Source organism: Fictibacillus sp. EA-CB0309 (assembly GCF_055814265.1).
Window position 1 is genome coordinate 919,907 of sequence record NZ_CP169271.1, and the last position, 19,884, is coordinate 939,790.

Sequence of the window (19,884 nt, forward strand, 5' to 3'; positions counted from 1 at the left end):
GAGAAGAATGTTAAACAAACTATTAAAAAAGTATGCGAAGAATGAAGAAGGCTTGACGCTGATTGAATTGCTAGTAGTTATCGTTATTTTAGGGATTATTGCAGCAATTGCTGTGGTGAGTATTGGGGGAATTATCGGTAATACCCGAGATAAAGCAACAGTAACAGAAGCCTCTCAAATTATTAATGCAGCTAAATTAGCACATGCATCTGAGCCAGTACCTGCAGGTGGGGTTTGGAATGAAGAAAACCTTGAACCATACTTGAGTAGTGTTGACTCCGAAAACGATTGGACAGTAACTCTTGAAGAAACTGATGGTGAAGACGGGGTATATAGTCTTAATGACCATGAAGCTGCAGATGTTATAGATCCTGAAGGTGATGATGAAATAATTACTGAAGAAGAAATAACAGCATTTCTTGGTGGAGAAGCTGGAGAATAAGTTTTAAAAATAGTCCCTCACTTTTAGGTGGGGGATTACTAATAATTCTTTTTACGATTTCACTGCTTATACTTGAAATGGTAAAAGGAATTGCTAAATTCAAAAAAATTGGAAATATGTAGATATAGGCAGGGTGGTCACATGAGGTTTGGTTTAGGATTATTCAACAAAAAAAGAATTAACTTAATACTCCAAGACCACGTCATCCGCTATTTGGACTATCGCCAGCCCGAGGAACTAGACGTGAGAAGCTCTGGAGAACGCTATTTACCAGAAGGACTCATCCAAGATGGCATTATCACCGACCGCGAAACCCTTCTCAATATAATAGAAGAGTGTGTAGACGACTGGAGCATAAAGGGACGTGAAGTTCAATTTCTAATCCCAGACAGCAAGCTTGTCATTCGTAAACATCAGATTCCCACTAATCATAAAGATGAAGAAATCAAAGGCTATCTTTACATGGAGCTAGGGAATACCATTCATCTTCCTTTTGAAGACCCTGTCTTTGATTATGTTTTGCTTGACTCGGATATGGAAAAGCGAGAGATTCTCCTTTTCGCTGCCTCTGAAAAGATGGTACATGATTATTCATCTTTGCTCACAGATGCAAAGTTAAAACCTGTTGTTGCTGATGCTTCTTGTGTTGCTCTTTACCGGCTTATTTTTATGAAAAATCTCGTGTCAGAAGAAGATCACACGCTCTGTTTACAGTTTGACATACCAGCTGTGCAGTTAAGTATCTTTCATCACCATAAGCCTTATTTCTTTAATCATTTAAAGATGGAAACGGATTATAAAAGCTGGAACTTTAAACAGCATTCCACAGGTATTCAGAAGATTATTTGGCAAGGTGACTCCGGGTACGTGCACGGATTAATTGAAGATAAACTTGTTGAAATTGAACGGATCGTAAACTATTACAAGTTCACAATTAACCATGGGGAACAGGGAGTTACAAAAGTGATTTTATCGGGCGAACTCCCAGAATTAGCTTACATACAAGAGAGACTTGCATCCAAACTGGATGTGCCCGTACTTACCATCGATCAGTCTGATCAGCAGCTGCCGTCTCAGTTTGATGTTGTTTTAGGACTTGGTTTAAAAGAGGTGCAGCTATGTTAGTCGACATTAACCTTTTACCCGTCAAAGAACAGAAATCATTTAAGACTACGATTCTATTAATTGTTGCTGTAGCCATGCTCTTAGGATCGGGTACGTGGCTTGGTCTTGACTATTATGTGAGTACAGGTGAATTGCAAGAAAAAGAACGATTGTTAGAGCAAGAGAAGCTGTTAGTACAAACGCAGTTGAAGAATCAGCAGCAATCAGGACCAGTTGTTGAATCGGCACCGCTCGCCGAGAAGATCGAGTACATTCGTGGAAAAAAGATTGCGGCTACGGATCTTCTTCAGCACTTTGTTGCTCTTCTGCCTGAACGCGGATTTTTTATGAAATACGAGTACAAAGATAAGAAAACGATACTAATTGAAGCGCAGTTTGATACGTTGGCTGAAACTTCTCATTATTTGTATGAACTAACGAATTCACCCTATTTAGCTACAGCCACTATTGAAAAAATGGAGACAACGAACTTTGAGGAAATCAATGAAGGCGAGGATATGACGGCCATGCAAAACATCCTTCCTCGTTACCGAAGTCTTTACAAAATTGAATTTGAGAAAGAGAAAATTTTGGAGTTAAAAGGTGAAGAGAATGACGCAGAATAAAAAACTTTTATCCTATGCATCATTTGGCGTCATCCTTCTATTTTTAATGTGTGGAATTTATGGTTATTTTGGCTTGTTATCTCCACTTCACCAGCAGATTGAATCTGTTGATGCTGAGATGAAGCAGCAAAAAACATTCTTAGATAATATGGCAACACCAGCCACGGTTACCACTCAAAATAGTGAAAACACCTTTGCTTTACAAGAAGAAGTTCCTGTTAAACCCCTCATTGACCAACTCATGCTGCAATATGAAAAAGCTGAAGTGCTATCAGACAGTTTGATTCTTACGATGGACTTTAGCGATGGGGAAGCTTCAGAGGATGAAGAAGAGGCTACAGAGGAAACAGCGTCTGAAGATAATGAAGGCGAAACTACCGAAGCAGAAAGTACAGACACTACTACTACCGAAGCTGCGGAAGAGAACGTTTCAAACGCAGATGACGATATAGATACAAGTGAAACAACAACGCAGCCTGCAACGGAAGTTTTGCCTCAAGGCGTGAAAAAGATAACAGCTGAAATGTCAGTGGTGTCCAAAGATTATGAAGGCATTTTGAAATTTATTAAGACGGTTGAAGAGTTGAAACGTGTACTTGTCGTTGAAGCAATTACGTTTTCAGGGATGGATGAACTGGAGATGGCCGAAGCGGACGCCGTAAAAAATCAACTCAAATACGAAATCACCATTTCAGCCTACTACTTACCTGAACTCACTGATTACCTAAAAGACCTTCCTAGAGGAGAATTTCCTGCTCCGAACGGAAAAGAAAATCCTCTTATTCAAAAAAATTAATGCAGAAAAGCCAACCATCTCAGTGAACTGCACCCCAATTGTTAGACACCACTAACAATTGGAGGTGCAGTTTTTTTGACTAAATATTCTTTTGAGGTAAAATTACAGGCTGTCTTTGCTTATCTTGAGGGAAAGGCTTCGTTCCAAGAAATCGCAAATCAGTTCAATATTAATTCCACCCAGTTGAAAAACTGGGTAAACCATTATAAAGAAAGCGGAGAAAAAGGACTCCTATCCACCTATACAAAATATGATATTCAATTTAAAATGGACGTACTCAATTATATGAACGACACTGGAGCGTCCCTTATGCATACGGCAGCTATATTTAAGATTCCTTCTCACCAGACCATCATCTCATGGAAACGGAAGGTGGAGAAGGATGGGCCGGACGCTCTGAAACCAAAGGAAAAGGGGCGTCCGTCTATGAAAAAGAAACCGCAGGAACCAAAGAAACCAGCATTACCTGAAGGATCTGAACAGCTATTACAGGCTGAGAATGAGCGTCTTCGTGCGGAGAATGCCTACTTAAAAAAGTTACATGCCTTAATTCAAGAAAGAGAAAAATCACCGAACTGGACAAAGCACAAATAATCCATCAGTTAAGGCATGAGTATAAGGTGAGAGATTTGATTAGAGCAGCTGGGATGCCTCGCAGCACGTATTACTACTGGGTCAAACAAATGGACCGTCCTGATAAATACAAGGAGATCAAAGAGGTCATCGGGGAAATCTACCATGAGCACAAAGGGCGGTACGGGTATCGCCGTATTACCTTAGAGCTTCGCAACAGGGGGATCGGCATTAATCACAAAACAGTCCGCCGTCTCATGGGACAGCTCGGGTTAAAAAGCCTTGTACGGATGAAGAAGTACAAGTCCTACCGCGGGCAGGAAGGTCGAATTACTTCTGATAAAATTAAGCGCGATTTCTTCGCATCCAAGCCCCTTGAGAAATTGGCAACGGATGTGACGGAAATCCACTTGCATGGTGAAAAGCTATACATTTCCCCGGTTATTGATTTATACAACGGTGAAATTATTGCCTACAATATGGAACAGCGTCCTGTTTATCATCTGGTTTCAAAAATGCTGGATCAAGTCTTTGAACGCTTGAAAGAAGGAGATTCCCCCATCCTTCATTCTGACCAGGGATGGCATTACCAGATGAAGCAATACCAGCACTCACTGAAAGAGCACGGAATCACCCAAAGCATGTCCCGCAAGGGGAATTGCCTCGATAACGCTGCCATGGAGAGTTTCTTTGCCGTATTGAAATCTGAATTGCTTTATCTATACGAGTTTGATAGCATGGAACATTTTAAGCGTGAACTGGAAGAATACATACAATACTATAACCACAAACGGATTAAGGCCAAATTAAAAGGCATGAGCCCGGTACAATACCGGACGCATGCCTCACAGGCCGCCTAAAATCCTAATGTCTAACTTTTTGGGTTCAGATCACAGAGAGATGATTGGCTTCTTTTAATCTATATGTTTTATTAGATAGTCTGCATAAGCTTTAGAGCCCGTTATCGTTAAATGAACGCCATCATTCCCAATGTACTCTGGGTGAGATTCACTCTTCGTGAACCAATCGACTACTTTTACATTCTCGTAGTTGCCAGCAACACTTTTAATCGTTTCGTTGACTTCTTTTTGCCACGGTTTTGGAACACGTGTCGTGATCATATAGATGTCACGGTCACCAATTTCCTCAATTAGCGAAGCCATCTTTTTATCAGCCAATGGCCCATTCGCACCAAGCTCAATGACAACAATTTCACCTAGTTTACCAGAACTTTTCTTTTGCTGAACAATGTCTTCTGCCTCTCTAAACTGACGGCCGATCTTCGCGTCCACATTCACATTCGAAAATACCTCTTCTATATGTGGTGTAACATCGATCATAACAGAGTCCCCTATCACGGATAAAGAGCGAGAATCCTGAACTGGCGGCTTTTCTTCTTCAGGTGGTGCTTCGTCTGAAGGTGTTTTCTCCGCAGGTTTTTCTGCCGGATCTTCTGCTGGCCTTTCTTCTTTTTCAGGAGCTTCAGGTTTTGGTTCTGGTCTCACTCGGTTTTCTACAGGTGGTTCTTCTTTTCCTACTTTTTCTTGAATAGCGGTTATCACTTTATCTTTACTTAACGCTACTGAAGTTGTCGTGAAGCCAATTGCGGATACGCACATGAACACAGCTAGAATACTGGCAATCGTTACAAACCTTCCAATAAACGACCGTTCACGTCTCCATTCACCGCGTTTGACCACTCGGCAAAATCTCGTTAACGCACCTTTACGAATTGGATTCTCAATAAATGTCCAAGAAAGACTGGCTAAAGTTAAAATTAGCACGATTTGAAAAGACGTTCGCACCAGACTCGGCGCATCTGCTCCCCATTGAGGAGAAGTAAGCACGATTACAGGAAAATGCCACAGATAGATGCCATATGAGCGAACACCAATCCAGCGCAACGGTTTAAAACTTAACCACGTGTTCAATCTGCTCGATGGATGTACCATGACGGCCACTACGAGCAGTGATGCCACAGATATCGCGACCATTCCGCCTTGATAGAGGAAGTCTTCATATTGATCCGTACTCCAAAACATGTAAAAGATAAACGCAAGAGCTGACAAACCTACAAAATCTAGTTTCCAGCGTATTTCGGGTGGAAGACTGCTAGATAGTTTTCGGCTCGGCCAGATGACTGCTAGGCTTGCTCCAAGTAACAGTGAGAATACGCGTGTATCTGTTCCGTAATAAACGCGGCTAGGATCTGCACCTGGTTCGTACAGCAGTGTCATAGCGGCGGCTGATACAAGTGCACCTACTAGAATAAGAGAAAAGAGAGAGCCTTCACGTACTTTAAGTTTTAACATCACGATGATGATCAGCGGCCAAAGAATATAAAATTGTTCTTCCACGGCTAACGACCAAAAGTGAGTTAGAAGGGAAGGGGTCCGAAACTTTCAAAATACGATAGATCTTGGAAAATGTACCACCAGTTGCTTACGTAAAAAACGGCTGCAACGGTATCTTTTTCAAGCTTTTGAAGCATGGTTGGTTCAAAAAGCGTGACATATGTTATGACGACGAGCAACATGGTGAACATAGCGGGAAGAAGTCTTCTTGCCCGGCGAATCCAGAAGTTTTTAAAATTTATCGTGTTGGTTGCAACAAATTCTGCTACTAAAAGATCTGTAATTAAGTATCCTGATAAAACAAAAAATACGGTTACTCCTAGCAGTCCACCTGCTGCCCATCCAAAGTTCAAATGATAAGCGATGACTGCGAGTACGGCGATGGCCCTCAGTCCATCAAGTCCTGTTATGTACCTGCCTTTTTCTAGAGGTTGTTCAATGGCTTTACTTTGCTTTACACCGGATTTCGGCTGTCGGCTGTGTTTCTTTCGTTGCTTTGTGCGATGGTCTTTCATTACTGCCATTATCCTCTCGTTTTCAATTTTCCATTTATTTCTGTATGTATTTTTATATAAATATGCCACGACGAGTAGTGGTCATTTTTCTACATTTTTCTTCTTTATAATCAACTATTTTACAATAAAAATTCACGTGATTGAGTAGTTTCATAGAATTGTAATAATTTTTTTTGCAGTTTTTCTTTTTCTCTTCTTCCTCAACAATTATTTGTACAATCCGATATAAATTTTAGAGAAATTAAAAGGGGCGATGAAGGTGGAACTGCAATCGATTGGTTCTCCTGTTTTTCAAAAATCTGAGCCTGTGCTTAAAAGCCAAAACCAACAAGAACATACTCCTCAAGCCGAAGCTTCAGTACAAGCAAAACCAACAAAAGAATCACTAGAAAAAGTCATGCATGCCATGAACGATATGCTGAAGCCAGCGCATACTTCATCGAAATTCGTTCTTCATGAGAAGTTGAATGATTATTACGTGCAAGTCGTGGACGAAGTGACGCAAGAAGTGCTTAAAGAAATTCCGAACAAAAAGTTTCTTGATATGTATGCAGAGATGATCGACTTTATGGGTATTTTCGTAGATAAAAAAATTTAGGGACGGTGATGAACCGTGGTCATGAGAATTGGCGGATTAGCCAGTGGAATGGATATTGATACGCTTGTAGGCGATTTGATGAAAGCAGAGCGTATCCCGTTAGATAAGTTAGCGCAGAAGAAGACCACTCTCGAGTGGCAGCGAGACGACTATCGTTCGATGAATAAGCTGCTGGACGAACTCGATCGATTTATTTTAGATGGAGTCGCACTGCAAGGGACGTTTAATAAGAAGACGGTAACAAGTACGAATCCAAATACGGTAACTGCGACTGTTGCAGGTAGTGCGTCAAATATTACGTACAATATCGATGTTACTCAGTTAGCAACAGCACGAAATTGGGTGTCAAATAAGATTCAAGTTGCTGGTGCGAATGCTAAAAGTACAGATACGTTGAAGCAAATTAATCCAGCGTTTACGTCAGAAATATCTTTAGAAATAAAAGTTCAAAAGCCAGGTGGTTCTGCTTTAGAAGCTGCAAAAATAATCAAACTTGATCCTAATGTAGATACTTTAGAGTCTGTTGCGAAAAAATTATCAGAGGCTGGATTAAATATATCAGCATTTTATGATGATTCAACTGGTCAATTTGCACTTTCAAACAATTTAACGGGTGCAGGATCAAAGATATCTCTTCAATCGGATCAAACTATAGACTTCTTTCAAAAAATTGGCTTTGCTACATCTTCTCCTGGTGATACGGTTGGTCCACAAGAACTTACTGGTACAGATGCTATAAATGCAGTATTCTCTTTGAATGGTGTTTCAAATATTCAACGTACATCCAACAATTTCACAATTAGCGGTGTCACGTATTCGTTAAAAGCTCTTGGGAAATCAACGATCAGTTCAACAACTGATACAGATGGTGTAGTTACTTCCATAAAAGATTTTGTGAAAAAATATAACGAAACCATTGAAGTGATCAATAAAAAAACGGCTGAAACGAAATATCGTGATTTTCCTCCGTTAACGGATGCACAGCGTAAGGATTTATCTGAAAAAGAAGCAGAGCTTTGGGATGAGAAAGCGAAGAGCGGAATGCTGCGAGGCGACTCGATTCTTTCAAGCGGACTAAATGCGATGCGTTCCATTTTATACGCAAATGTTAGTACAGGTGTTACTAAATATGATCAGCTTTCTGAGATCGGAATTACAACTTCACGTAATTACCTCGACAAAGGAAAGCTTGAAATCGATGAAAAGAAACTTCGTGATGCATTATCCACTCATCCCGATGCAGTGATGAAAATGTTTACTGGAGATAGTACCAACAATATTGACGGTATTGCTAAGAGTTTACGAAAATCAATTGATCAAACAGTCGACAAAATCGAACTAAAAGCAGGAAACGCTCTTCGTACGAACGCTCAGTTCACACTCGGTCGTGAATTAACGGACGTAGACAAGCGCATCTCGGCTTTCGAAGATCGTCTAAAACAGGTGGAAGACCGCTATTGGCGCCAGTTTTCGGCGATGGAATCAGCGATCCAGCGTTCTAACCAGCAATCCATGTACTTAATGCAACAGTTTGGCGGCGGACAGTAATTTTTAAACCAAAAAGGAGTGTTACCTTTACATGTCCATACTTAACGCGAACAAAGCGTATCAAAACAACTCAGTCCAAACGGCGTCTCCCGGTGAGTTGACGCTCATGCTATATAACGGGTGTTTAAAGTTTATCGGTCTCGCTCGCACGGCGATTGAGCTGAAGAATACAGAGCAGAAGAATATGAATCTTTTAAAAGCGCAAAAAATCATTCAAGAATTAATGGTCACGCTGAACATGGACCTTGAAGTGTCAAAGTCTCTGATGCAGATGTACGATTACATTAACCGCCGCTTAGTTGAAGCGAACATTCAAAGCGACGTTACGATTTTGGATGAAGTGGAAGAATATGTCCTGGATTTCCGCAATACGTGGAAAGAAGTAATCCAGATCAACCGTCGCTTGCAGCACGGAGAGACTGGCCGCGTATAATGCCTGCGGTGAAAATTTTGCTGGAGATCACAAAAAATCTCTATGATCATGTAAGTGCTGGATTGCCAAAAGAGGATCGTGAGCCCTACATTGAGCGGTTGAATGAACTGCTCAATCAGCGTCAGGTGGCGATCAGTAATTTACCTCTCACGTATTCAGAAGATGAGCAGCGAATGGGCCGGTTAATTCTGAAGATGAACGAGACGATCGATCCACTTTTAGCACGCCAGTTTGAAGAGATTAAGCACAACTTATCGATGATGAAAAAGAAGAAAGAGAAGAACGTTCAGTATGCAAACCCGTACCAGACGCTGTCAGGTGATGGGATGTATTTTGATAAGAAGAAGTGACAAAAAGGCACCAGCTTAATTTCAGCTGAGTGCCTTTTATATGTGGGATTTGCTGTATTAAGACAAAGATGACTTCGTATAAAATGGTCCTGTATAAACCGATTGCGGCCGGTAAATCGTGTTGTCTTCTGCTTGTTCTAAAATATGAGCCGTCCATCCGACCATCCGGCTTGCCGTAAATGTAGGTGTAAACAAGGATGGGTCAAGTTGAATCGCCTTCATAATGGCCGCGGCGTAAAATTCAACGTTGGTATACAACGATCTGCCTGGCTTGTATTCCTCCAACAAAGCAACAGCTGTTTTCTCTACCTCTAACGCGAGATCTAACCACTCATCTTCACCGACAATCTCTACTAGTTTGGCTTTTAAAGCTACGGCTCGAGGGTCATGTGTCTTATAGACTCGATGACCGAATCCCATGAGTTTTTCTCCATTTTCAAGCTTTTTACGGATAACCCCTCTGCACTGCCCACTCGACGCACCTCGTCCAACAAATCAATGACTCCAGAAGGGGCACCTCCATGAAGAGGACCTTTCATCGTACCGATCGCGGATGTTACGGCAGACACCATATCAGATTCCGTAGATGCTGTTACACGGGACGAAAAAGTGGAGGCGTTCATTCCGTGTTCTAATGTTAAAATCATGTATGTTTCAAGCGCAAGGGTATGTGCTTTGCTAGGTATTTCTCCATTTAACATGTATAAGTAATTTTCAACATGACTTAATTCTCCCAACGGCTCAACAAATGGTTTGCCTTCTTTTAGACTCGTCCAATAGCTAATAATAGTAGGGACTAAACTCGTTAATCTAATCGCCTGCTCTACATTTGGTTTCCATCCGTAATTCTCCACGCCTTCAGATGAGATGGCGGTCCGGATCACACTCATTACATCCATATTTGTTGGAAGATGGTCTAAGATGTTTTTCATATGGAGGGGAAGTGTGCGATTCTTGATAAGCTCATTACTTAATGTTAGCAACTGTTCTTGATCGGGAAGTTTGCCGTACCATAGCAAATACGCAACTTCTTCAAACGAAAAACGAGAGGTAAGGTCACCAATCTCAAAACCTCTGTAGATTAACTTTCCTTCTATTCCGTCTATGTGGCTGATCTGAGTCTCCGCTGCAACGACTCCTTTAAGTCCTTTTTGCATCTGATTTCTCACTCCTTCCATTATTTAGTATCATTGTATAAGATATAGTTAATTTATGATATTGATTGTTTTTAATTGAATTGATAATAAAAACCAATCAGTAAGGAGCGGTACCACAATGGAATTTTCTTGGCTTAAAACGTTTATAACGGCTGCTAAATGCGAAAATTTTAGAAGAACGTCAGAAATCCTACACGTTTCACAGCCTTCTGTAACGGTTCATATCAAATTGCTTGAAGCGGAGTTAGGCATGTCTCTGTTTTTACGTGAAGGAAGACGAGTGAAACTGACCACGGAAGGCAGGCGGTACTTACAGCATGCGAAGAAATTGATGGAAGTTTATGAGAGTGGGTTAGAAGATTTAAACGCTTTTCAGCAAGGGTATCAATCAAAGTTATGTATCGGTATCTCACCGCTTATTGCGGATACGATTTTGCCATCGGTTTTAAAACGGTATGTAAAAGTACATCCGGAAGTCGAGATCTCCATCAAAATTATAGAGTCAGAAGATATTGAGGTTGCGGTTTTAAATGAAGAGGTGGATCTAGGGTTGTCGTGCTTGGGAAGTTCACATTCTGAAATCACGAGTCAGCTGCTTTATAAAGACAAAGTCGTGTTGGTTGCGGCTCACGATGGTTTAGATTTCGAGACTGCACCACCACTGGATGAAAAAGAGGTCTTACTCTCAAACTATCTCTTAACACATAACCATCCAGGATATTGGGAGGATCTCTGTAAACGTGTAAAATCACTTTATCCTGGGGTGCGGATGATGAAAGTGTCACAAATTCACATTACAAAACGCTTTATTGCAGAAGGCCTAGGAGTTTCCTTTTTACCGCTATCAACGGTTAGAAGAGAACTGTTAGAAGGCAGATTGCTTGAGGTGGATTGTTATTTGGTGAACTTGCCTGATGCAAACACCTACGCGATAACGAAGTACAATCATGAGAAACAGAGAGAGTTTTTAGCGTATTTGTCTGGATATCGGTTTTAATCTCCTCTTTATATGAGATTCACGGTACGTGTTCTTATATCTGTTACACGTTCGCGCAGTCAACTAGCGTTTTCGCGCAGTAGATCGCTGTTTTCACGCAGTTTCTCCTTTTTTCGCGCAGTTTTCATTCAGTTACACGCGAGTCGGGATATTTTTCGCGCAACCCACGGATGAAAAGCTATCTTTTTATCCCATAAACAATACAAACGACACCCAGCATGATCCAGATCAGACTCCCAAATGACAATTTAGTAGATAATCCGTAGATTCCGAGCGTCATGGTGGAGAAAAAGATGATGGGACCAACGATTGAGAGCAGGGAATTGATGACGAGTGCGCGTTCGACGGTATTATAATGCAGCATGAAAAGAGCTGCTGTAATTTCAAGCGTACCGGATAGAATACGAATTGCAGCCATAGCTAGGACGACTCTTTCAATCATCTGCAGCAACGTCCATTGCCTCCTTTTTTTAACAACTGTTTAATATTCCTGCGCTGTATATTGGATTATATGTGGCCAAGCATGGATTAGAAGTATAAATAAGTTGCTGCTAAAGAAGTAAAACGCAAAATAAACCCCAAGAAGCTAATCCTCTTGGGGTTTATTTTCAAGCCGCCGTTCGCAAAGTATTCAATTTTGAAGATTGTTTCCTTTTAATATTCCCTATAATGTAAGAGCCAAATGGCAGCATAGATACAATCTTGATGATTACCATTGATAGTACTAATGATATGAAAAATAGAGCAATTACTCTTGAAAATGTACCCTCAAAGTATTGAGCGATGTCATTTCCAAAATATCGTTGGATCTGCCAATGAATAAGATAAATACCAAACGAATAATTGCTAATAGTGTTAATGATCTTAAAGTTTCTTACACGCTGTCCCCAAGCTATGACAGCTGCACTTACAGCGATTGAAAGTGGCAATAAGTCTATTCTTCTTGAACCAACGCTTGTATATCCTGCTTTGAAAAAGACAAAAACACCTAATAATGAAACGATAACGCCTAAAAGGGTCAGCCATTTGTGTTTAAAAAGAAGTGCTGATACTTTTTTATAATGTTTACCAATTACATAAGCAATTGTGAAATACCCAAACCAAGCTGTGAATGGGATTTTAAAAATACCCATGTTTTCTTTTACAAAAGAAATGTTTCCATCAAGAATCTTAAAATGAAAGATCATCAAAAGAATGCTCACAGGAATTAATACATTTATTGGGATTCGATATTTAGTAACAAAATAATGAAGGACATAAAATTGAAAGATGATAAGAATAAAATATCCCTCAAATTGACCTAAGAATATGTTATTTAATATCATTTGCTTTAAATCTATTGTAGATGGACTCAATTTGTAACTTACCAAGGCATCTATAATTGCAAAAGAAACGTATGGAGCAAAAATCCATTTAAGACGTTTCGTCCAAAATTTTTCAGGCAGCTTATTTGGGTATCGATTGGCCAAGATAATTTCAGATAAAACAATAAATGTCGGAGTCGCATAACATAGTATCGTTCTTAACAGCTGGTAATATTCAGTTTCGGGGAACCCTGTGGCTATTCCTATTTGAGATGTACTATGCAAAAACACTATAGATAAACAGGCAATAACTCGTAATAAGTTCCATTCTTTTATCATATAAAATCCCTCAGTTTAGTTTTGATTTTTGTTGTATTAGAAACACATCCGCTACTGTAACAGAAAGGGATTTAAGTAAGAACCATAAAACTCCATTTGTAACTTGATTGTTATCGGAAATCAACGTTAGTGTAAGAGAAGGTACATATTATGGGGATACAGGAGATTTCTTCATAATTTGTATGTAACCTAATCAAGACTAAAGAAATAGAAAAACCAAATGAATAAAACGGTCAAAATTTGTATTTTTATTCATAATTTAAGGTTGGAGATTATTCGACAAAACTTCTTATTATTCGCTAATCTTAAGCCTTTGACAACTTTTTTGGGTATGTGTCATACTATAAAGTGTATAGAAAAACTATACAAAGATTCGCATGATGAAGGGATTGTGAAAGGCATGTTAGGAAAAGTAAAATGGTTTAACGCAGAAAAAGGTTTTGGATTTATCGAGCGCGAAGACGGAGACGATGTGTTCGTACACTTCTCTGCAATCAACACTGACGGATTCAAAAGCCTTGACGAAGGTCAGCAAGTCGAGTTTGATATTGTAGATGGAGCACGTGGGCCTCAAGCGGCTAACGTAACTAAACTATAAATCATAGGCATTATGACCATAATTGTGATCCCGCCATTTCGTTCTGGCGGGTTTTTATTTTGCCTTCATAATAAATTTTATTATTTTGAGAAATATAAGGTTTACGGGCACTTCCCAAGATTATTAACGTATTAATTTGGCTGAATTCTTGTTAAAAGCCAAAGGGTGATTTGCATCATCTGCCAATCCCTGTTATGATGAATTTAGAATTATTTTTGTTCGGCGTAAAAGATTGTATGAGTTTCGACTTTTCTTCTTTAAAAATACTTTGGGCAAGAGTAGTAATATATTTGTGTGGTAACGCACTAGGAGGCAACAAACATGGAACAAGGTACAGTAAAATGGTTTAACGCAGAAAAAGGTTTCGGCTTCATCGAGCGCGAAAACGGAGACGATGTATTCGTACATTTCTCATCTATCCAATCTGAAGGTTTCAAATCTTTAGACGAAGGTCAAAAAGTAACTTTCGAAGTTGAGCAAGGTGCTCGTGGCGCTCAAGCTGCTAACGTTCAAAAAGCATAAGCTTAATTTTTATGAAAAAACAGGTTCTATTTAGAGCCTGTTTTTTTTGTTTTTTTTTAGAATAAAAAAATGTGCATTTAAGTGTGTTTATACGGTACGTGTTCTTTTATTTGTTACACGTTCGCTCAATTAAGGGTGAGTTTCGCTCCAAATGCCTCTTGTTTCGCTCCAACACCTAAAAATACATATTTCATCCCTTTTTTTTTGTGAAAAATCGCTGCTATTTCATATAAAGTCTGGTTACTTGAATCAAAATGGTACATTTTCAAGCATCAATTCTAACTTATTTATAAAAAACAATAAAAAACCCCACTCAAGATTCGAGTGGGGAGATGGTACAGGTAATGTAAATGTTCTAAAGCTTCAAAGGTTAATTACTAGTATAACATACGGATTGAATATATCGGAATGTAATGGGATTTATTTTTTCTTTGATTTCTAATCGTAAAATTTTGGCACTTAATAAGTTTGTAAACATAAAGATCACGGTGCTAATGACCTGTCCATACTGAATTATAAAGATTTTGTCGACAATGTTAAGAAATTGTCAAAATATTTTAAATGTTACAGAGGAATTCTTTTGGGGTATATCGAAATATATATACATCACCGAAAGGAGGAGTTAAGTTATGCATTTTAACATTCGTGGAGAAAACATCGAGGTGACTGAAGCCATTAGGGCTTATGTTGAAAAAAGGTGACGAAACTCACAAAGTACTTTAACGAAACTCCGAACTCTGAAGTACACGTCAATCTAAAGGTGTACAACAATGAACAATCCATTGAGGTAACGATACCGATGAAGGGCCTGCTGCTTCGTGCAGAGGAACGTCATTTGGATTTATACGCTGCGATTGATTTGGTGGTAGAAAAATTAGAGCGTCAAATTCGAAAACACAAAACAAAAGTGAACCGCAAATTTAGAAATGCTGAAGGTACAAAGCATATGTTCACTAACGGAACCGAGGGTGTATCTACGGCTCTGTTAGAGGAAGAAGATGATTTTGAGATTGTTCGTGAAAAACGATTCGATCTTAAACCGATGGACACAGAGGAAGCCATTCTCCAAATGGACTTACTTGGCCACAGTTTCTTCGTCTATAACAATGCCGAAACTGGTGAGATGAACGTCGTGTACAGACGTAAAGACGGCAAATATGGACTGATTGCGGGAACTAACTAAAACGAATACATGTAATGGCACACCCTAACATAGGGTGTGCTTTTTAAATTTAAAAAATCTTCTTGATAACCCCAACTTTTTTAGTTATTACGACTCATTCCCCATAAGCTCTTCTCTCGAAAAACGCTATTTTTCAGCAAAAATAGTTCATTTTCTCCAATAAATAACCCCAAAAAGGACAATTCACGACTTCGTTTAATCCCTTAAGTATGAAGAATAAAGTCATGATTTACATTTTAGGAGGAGAACGGATTGAGCAAGAAGAATCGCAATCGAAAATTAACGGTCACAGCGCTTGCAGCAGCCATTGCGCTAAGTGGAATATCAAATCTTACACCACAAACACAAACAGTTAAGGCAGAAACAACGATTAACTCAGAATACGTATTATCGAATTTATCTGCAGAACAACGTAGAGCAATCAAAGCTATTGAAGCATCTTCCGCAGAAACTGGACTTCAGCTACCTTCAACAGTGGATCTCTCTAGTAAGGAAGAGATCTCTGTCATCGTTGAATTCCACAGTCATGTACCAAAAACAGCCATGCTTGTAGAAGATTCAAAAGGGAACAAGATTGCTCTTAGTGAAGCTGTTGAAAATGTTGAAAAAGAACATAAAGCCTTCCAAACGGACTTGGAGCAGCTAAAGATAAATGGAAAGGTAACCGGCAGCTATAAAGAAGCGTTCAACGGGGTGGCTATCAAACTCCCAGCTTCACAAGTTAAAAAGCTTCTAGAATCAAAAGTGGTTAAAAATGTATGGGAAAACAAGCAAGCTCAAGTGGTTCAACCGGTAACGAACAGTGATAACGAAAATGCTGTAGGTTCTGTTTATACAGGGAAACATCCGCATGCATTAACAGGAGTAGATCAATTGCATGAAAGAGGATTAACAGGGAAAGGTGTAAAAGTTGCGGTCCTTGATACCGGAATTGACTATAACCACCCTGATCTTAAAGATGCGTACAAAGGCGGTTTTGACTTTGTCGATGAAGATGCAGATCCGATGGAAGCGACATATGAAGATTGGAAAGCTTCAGGCAAACCACAATTTGCTTCTTCTTCTTATTATACGTCTCACGGTACACACGTATCAGGAATTTTAGCAGGCTCTGGCAAGAGTGATTCTCCTTTAGCTGTAAAAGGTGTAGCACCGGATGTTGATCTTCACGTTTACCGTGTATTAGGTCCTTATGGGATGGGTTGGAATGAAGATATTATCCAAGGAATAGACCAGGCAGTAAAAGACAAGATGGATGTAATGAACTTGTCTCTAGGTAACGTGCTGAATGACCCGTTATCCCCTCTTTCCGTTGCGATTAACAACGCGGTTATATCAGGGGTAACGACATTTTTATCAGCTGGAAATGAAGGACCTGCACTTTATTCTGTTGGATCCCCAGCGTCGTCACCTTTAGGGATTACAGTAGGTTCAACAGATACCCACGTAAGCAACCCTAACTTTAACGGACAATTTAAATCACCAAGCTTAGAACAGAATGTTGAGCTGCGCTACTCTACTTCCGGCCTTGGTGTTGATCCGCGCCAACTAAAGGATCAAACAGTAGAGATCGTGAACGTTGGAGAAGGATTTGAGGAAGATTACGAAGGGCTTGATGTAAAAGGAAAGATCGTTTTGTTTTCAGTAAGTGGTTATGTGCGTGTTTCTGCAAAAACTGAGATTGCAAAGGAAAAAGGAGCGAAGGCGGCATTTACTTATTCGAATTATCCCGGATTTATCACGGATGCTTACCCAGCAAGTCCACATTTTATTCCAACCTTCATTCTAGAAGGGACGACAGCAAAAAAATAGCCGAAACCCTTAAAGCGGAGAAAGCTATGTTTACGTTTAACAATTATACGGAACAATTGAAGGCTTTAGATAACAGGCTTTCGTTCTTTAGTTCTAGTGGTCCAACACGTGTAAGCTATGACATCAAACCTGAAGTCGTAGCACCTGGAGCAAATATTCTTTCTACGGTTCCAAAGTATTATGAACACGTTGAAGATTATAAGGAATCTTACGCTAAGTTCTCTGGTACTTCCATGGCCACACCTCATGCTGCTGGAATTGGAGCATTGTTATTAGAAGCAAACGATAAAATGGATGCAGATGATATAAAGTCTGTTCTGATGAACACAGCGGATGACCTTGAACTCAACTACAGTGTATTTGACATGGGTGCGGGTAAAGTGGATGCAGTTGAAGCGTTAGAAGCAAGAACACATATTCAAGTCATCGATAAGACTATCCATACTAAAAATGGCAAGGAGATCGTGATCGACGATGTTACAGGTTCATTAAGCTTCGGTACTAAGTTTGCGACAGATGCAGACATTCAGGACGAGAGAACGATTAAGGTGAGTAACACGTCTGATCAAGCTAAAAACTTCAAAGTAGGTGTTTCATTCAACATTAAAGCGCAAGGATCAAAAGACGGTGTTCAAAACGGTGTTCAACTAAAAACACCTGAAACGATTGATCTAAAAGCTGGAGAAACGGCGAAAACAAATATTTCATTGTTGATTCCACATACAGCTGAGAACGGAACGTACGAAGGTTACGTAACTTATACAAACAAAGAGAATCCTGATGAAGTGTACCAAGTGCCGTTTGCCGTTCGAAAAGTAAAAGAAGGTGTAGATTATGTGCAGTCTGGAGACACGTTCTCACCGATTAGGGAAAATGGTTTTGGACGTATAACAGCAGTTAATGGAAGCTTCTCACTGAATTCACATATGAGAACCATTGATATGTTCTTAGTTGATGCAGAGCAAAATAAAGAGATTGGTTTTGTAGGTAGCTTGGATGGAAGATTCATCAAAGACAATACACCTGTTTCCTTATGGGGTTATTTTAAAGGAGATTACTATCCGTTCACAAATAATGAAGACCAGCCGATCGCTCGTGAAACAAAAGTAGCTGGAGCAGGTTCTTATAAGGTGAAATTTGTTTTTACAGATGATCAAGGCAAACAGATTGTATTGGAGAAACCGGTTATCATCGATAGAGAGGTCCCGAAGGTGACAACAGATGTTTCTGAAAAAATTATTGAAGTTGCCGCTTCCACTACTAGTGTGAAAATTAACGGGCAAGTGGAGGACAACCAGATCGATGCGTCTAGAGCATTAGGTATCGACGTGAAGCAAGGAGCAAATAAAGTAGGCTACAAATCGGTGTATAGCTATTTGCAGGATGTTCCTGTTAATGAAAATGGAGAGTTTTCTGTAACGGCTAGTTTCCCTACTTACAAGAAATTCATTCCTGTGCGTGTGGTAGGTACAGACAGAGCTGGCCTTGATTCCGTGCAGAAAGAATATTTTTATGTAAGAGAAGGTGTAACGTATCTAGCGACTATTCCTTCTAAAGAAGAAGCAAAAACAGGTGAGTCTGTTTCGTTCGTGGGAAGTTTGCATAACGGCGGCACTTGGAAAGAGCTTACGTTCAACTACAGCTACAAAAAAGAAGCATTGGAGATTAAGCGTTTAGCTCTTTCTGAAGCGTTAAAAGATAAGGTGGAAATAATAACAACGGAAACAGCATCTGGCATTTCGGTTACGTTAAAATCAAAAGATGGTACAGCGATTCAAAGTGATAAAAAAGCTGACTTGTTCACAATAGACACTCAGTTGAAGAACCAAAGTTACTTTAGCAATTTCATGGAGTTAACTGCATCCGCTTTAAAAATCACAGATGCAGCGGGAACCGTAAAAACGATTGAGGGGATCTCACCATCTCTTAAAGCTTGGTCTTCATTCTCTGAGCTTACAGCTGACATAAACGGTGAAGCAGTATTTGCACGTGATGGCTTTAATAACCTGATTACGAAACATATCAACTACGAAAAGTTAGGCGCAGAGATTAAAACCGTGGACCAGAGTGGCAACACGTATGACGCAAAAGTAATCGATGATGGAAGATTCAGAGTTTCAAATCTTACAAACACACAAGAAGAGATGAAAATTACCTTCAAGGTGCCAGGACATTTTACAGTCGTAAAATCATTCCACGTTGGTCGTGAAGATGCGGAATATGGCGAACAGCGAAACGCTAACTTCCATCCTGCACTAGCAGGGGACGCGAACAGCGATGAGATTATTGATATCAGAGATGCAGTCTATCTTGAAGAGCATTGGGGTACAGATGATCGTGATGGCGACATCAACTTTGATGGTACCGTGGATATGAAAGATATGTCGTTTATCGAAAAGAATTACTTAACCGTAAATCCTTCTGTTGAAGTAAAAGACAAGCTAGTGGACAAAAATGAAAGCAGAACACTAGAAGATATTATTTCAAGCTTAAAATAAGAAATCGAAATAAGAAGTAAATAGAGGCAGCGAACTTGAATAGGTTCGCTGTTTTTAATTTTTGAGAAACAGAAAGGATATTAAAGACTTTTAAGCGAAAAGGTTATGCAAATCACGGTTTAGGAGGCATTCCAA

18 protein-coding genes and 2 pseudogenes are annotated in these 19,884 nt (G+C 39.7%); 15 read left to right on the top strand and 5 right to left on the bottom strand.

Annotated elements, in window-relative coordinates; translation table 11 throughout:
• Positions 1 to 7 precede the first annotated feature (7 nt).
• From ACEWFH_RS05115 to ACEWFH_RS05135, 5 genes are all read left to right on the top strand, one after another.
• Positions 8 to 442 carry a type II secretion system protein gene (locus tag ACEWFH_RS05115; protein WP_473726385.1) on the top strand — a complete coding sequence of 145 codons (435 nt, stop codon included), beginning with the start codon at positions 8 to 10 and terminating at the stop codon, positions 440 to 442.
• A gap of 141 nt (positions 443 to 583) precedes the next feature.
• Positions 584 to 1,567, top strand: coding sequence for a type IV pilus biogenesis protein PilM (gene pilM / locus ACEWFH_RS05120; protein ID WP_473726386.1), 984 nt, complete (start codon positions 584 to 586; stop codon positions 1,565 to 1,567).
• Complete coding sequence (locus ACEWFH_RS05125; protein ID WP_473726387.1) at positions 1,561 to 2,172, top strand: PilN domain-containing protein; 612 nt, start codon at positions 1,561 to 1,563, stop codon at positions 2,170 to 2,172. The genes pilM and ACEWFH_RS05125 overlap by 7 nt, the downstream gene beginning before the upstream one ends.
• Positions 2,150 to 2,968 carry a hypothetical protein gene (locus tag ACEWFH_RS05130; RefSeq protein ID WP_473726388.1) on the top strand — a complete coding sequence of 273 codons (819 nt, stop codon included), beginning with the start codon at positions 2,150 to 2,152 and terminating at the stop codon, positions 2,966 to 2,968. Before ACEWFH_RS05125 ends, ACEWFH_RS05130 begins: the two co-directional genes overlap by 23 nt.
• Before the next feature lie 75 nt (positions 2,969 to 3,043).
• Positions 3,044 to 4,401 (top strand): IS3 family transposase gene (locus tag ACEWFH_RS05135; protein ID WP_473726389.1). Its coding sequence is split into 2 segments (ribosomal slippage): positions 3,044 to 3,509 and positions 3,509 to 4,401, totalling 1,359 coding nucleotides; the frame shifts between segments, so codons are not numbered across the junction.
• 54 nt (positions 4,402 to 4,455) lie between these two features.
• Here the strand turns inward: ACEWFH_RS05135 and ACEWFH_RS05140 are convergent.
• Together ACEWFH_RS05140 and ACEWFH_RS05145 are read right to left on the bottom strand one after the other, a co-directional pair.
• A complete protein-coding gene (locus ACEWFH_RS05140) occupies positions 4,456 to 5,898 on the bottom strand; it encodes an acyltransferase family protein (RefSeq protein WP_473726390.1) in 1,443 nt (480 codons plus the stop codon).
• A 20-nt stretch (positions 5,899 to 5,918) separates the two neighbouring features.
• Positions 5,919 to 6,410 carry an acyltransferase family protein gene (locus ACEWFH_RS05145; RefSeq protein WP_473726391.1) on the bottom strand — a complete coding sequence of 164 codons (492 nt, stop codon included), beginning with the start codon at positions 6,408 to 6,410 and terminating at the stop codon, positions 5,919 to 5,921.
• 259 nt (positions 6,411 to 6,669) lie between these two features.
• Here ACEWFH_RS05145 and flaG point away from each other — a divergent pair, with 259 nt between their 5' ends.
• The 4 genes from flaG to fliT are packed head-to-tail and all read left to right on the top strand — an operon-like array spanning position 6,670 to position 9,339.
• Positions 6,670 to 7,008 carry a flagellar protein FlaG gene (flaG, locus tag ACEWFH_RS05150; protein ID WP_473726392.1) on the top strand — a complete coding sequence of 113 codons (339 nt, stop codon included), beginning with the start codon at positions 6,670 to 6,672 and terminating at the stop codon, positions 7,006 to 7,008.
• Positions 7,009 to 7,029: 21 nt separating this feature from the next.
• Complete coding sequence (locus ACEWFH_RS05155) at positions 7,030 to 8,556, top strand: flagellar hook-associated protein 2 (RefSeq protein ID WP_473727220.1); 1,527 nt, start codon at positions 7,030 to 7,032, stop codon at positions 8,554 to 8,556.
• Between the two features lie 31 nt (positions 8,557 to 8,587).
• On the top strand, positions 8,588 to 8,989 hold the full coding sequence (gene fliS, locus ACEWFH_RS05160; protein WP_473726393.1) for a flagellar export chaperone FliS: 402 nt from the start codon (positions 8,588 to 8,590) through the stop codon (positions 8,987 to 8,989).
• A 17-nt stretch (positions 8,990 to 9,006) separates the two neighbouring features.
• Positions 9,007 to 9,339 carry a flagellar protein FliT gene (gene fliT / locus ACEWFH_RS05165; RefSeq protein ID WP_473726394.1) on the top strand — a complete coding sequence of 111 codons (333 nt, stop codon included), beginning with the start codon at positions 9,007 to 9,009 and terminating at the stop codon, positions 9,337 to 9,339.
• 57 nt (positions 9,340 to 9,396) lie between these two features.
• Here the strand turns inward: fliT and ACEWFH_RS05170 are convergent.
• Positions 9,397 to 10,517: pseudogene (locus ACEWFH_RS05170) on the bottom strand (citrate synthase/methylcitrate synthase).
• Between the two features lie 97 nt (positions 10,518 to 10,614).
• Here ACEWFH_RS05170 and ACEWFH_RS05175 point away from each other — a divergent pair.
• Complete coding sequence (locus ACEWFH_RS05175; protein ID WP_473726395.1) at positions 10,615 to 11,493, top strand: LysR family transcriptional regulator; 879 nt, start codon at positions 10,615 to 10,617, stop codon at positions 11,491 to 11,493.
• A 178-nt stretch (positions 11,494 to 11,671) separates the two neighbouring features.
• On the opposite strand, the gene ACEWFH_RS05180 is transcribed toward ACEWFH_RS05175, so the two are convergent.
• Positions 11,672 to 11,935 carry a YqhV family protein gene (locus ACEWFH_RS05180; protein WP_473727221.1) on the bottom strand — a complete coding sequence of 88 codons (264 nt, stop codon included), beginning with the start codon at positions 11,933 to 11,935 and terminating at the stop codon, positions 11,672 to 11,674.
• 166 nt (positions 11,936 to 12,101) lie between these two features.
• Positions 12,102 to 13,136, bottom strand: a complete 1,035-nt coding sequence (locus tag ACEWFH_RS05185) for an acyltransferase family protein (protein WP_473726396.1) — start codon at positions 13,134 to 13,136, stop codon at positions 12,102 to 12,104.
• Between the two features lie 400 nt (positions 13,137 to 13,536).
• Here ACEWFH_RS05185 and ACEWFH_RS05190 point away from each other — a divergent pair, with 400 nt between their 5' ends.
• The 5 genes and pseudogenes from ACEWFH_RS05190 to ACEWFH_RS05210 all read left to right on the top strand — a co-directional run bounded on the left by ACEWFH_RS05190 (position 13,537) and on the right by ACEWFH_RS05210 (position 19,749).
• Entirely contained in the window at positions 13,537 to 13,734 is a 198-nt protein-coding gene (locus tag ACEWFH_RS05190) for a cold shock domain-containing protein (RefSeq protein ID WP_066245425.1), read from the top strand.
• A 321-nt stretch (positions 13,735 to 14,055) separates the two neighbouring features.
• Positions 14,056 to 14,256, top strand: coding sequence for a cold-shock protein (locus ACEWFH_RS05195; protein ID WP_473726397.1), 201 nt, complete (start codon positions 14,056 to 14,058; stop codon positions 14,254 to 14,256).
• Positions 14,257 to 14,885: 629 nt separating this feature from the next.
• Positions 14,886 to 15,439 (top strand): annotated as a pseudogene (gene hpf, locus ACEWFH_RS05200) (ribosome hibernation-promoting factor, HPF/YfiA family).
• A gap of 252 nt (positions 15,440 to 15,691) precedes the next feature.
• Positions 15,692 to 17,251 (top strand): S8 family serine peptidase, encoded by a 1,560-nt coding sequence (locus tag ACEWFH_RS05205; protein WP_473726398.1) that lies wholly within the window; start codon positions 15,692 to 15,694, stop codon positions 17,249 to 17,251.
• 26 nt (positions 17,252 to 17,277) lie between these two features.
• The gene (locus ACEWFH_RS05210; RefSeq protein ID WP_473726399.1) at positions 17,278 to 19,749 is read left to right on the top strand and encodes a S8 family serine peptidase; all 2,472 of its coding nucleotides are present in this window, start codon (positions 17,278 to 17,280) and stop codon (positions 19,747 to 19,749) included.
• Positions 19,750 to 19,884: the final 135 nt, after the last annotated feature.